Source organism: Corynebacterium sp. HMSC075D04 (genome assembly GCF_001815635.1).
Taxonomy (GTDB): domain Bacteria; phylum Actinomycetota; class Actinomycetes; order Mycobacteriales; family Mycobacteriaceae; genus Corynebacterium; species Corynebacterium coyleae.
On sequence record NZ_KV821371.1, the window covers coordinates 66,555 to 66,845 of the forward strand.

A 291-nucleotide genomic window follows, 5' to 3' on the forward strand; every position below is an offset into this window, starting at 1 on the left:
ACCGACATAACGGCACGAGGTTGGCCAGGTTGGTTTCCCCGCCGTGCCGCCAGGCCTGGATGTGGTGCATTTCGCAGTTGTCAGCCCCATGCCGGCAATCCGGCACCGGACACGTCGGCGACATCATCGATGCCAACGCGCGTTGCTTACTATTGGCGAATCGCTGGGTGCGATACAAGTTGACTGCACCCTCGGTCGGGTGAAACGCCGCAACTTCCAACTCGTCACCGAATTGCTGCGCGAGAAATTCCGCACCTGTCATCGTCGTGCCATCGGTTAGCGTGAGCGTGA

The 291-nt window shown here is 60.1% G+C and carries 1 protein-coding gene; it reads right to left on the bottom strand.

The window, feature by feature from the left end; all coding sequences use genetic code 11:
- The coding region (locus tag HMPREF3048_RS12745; protein WP_141758919.1) for an HNH endonuclease signature motif containing protein at nt 1–291 on the bottom strand (291 nt) is incomplete at both ends.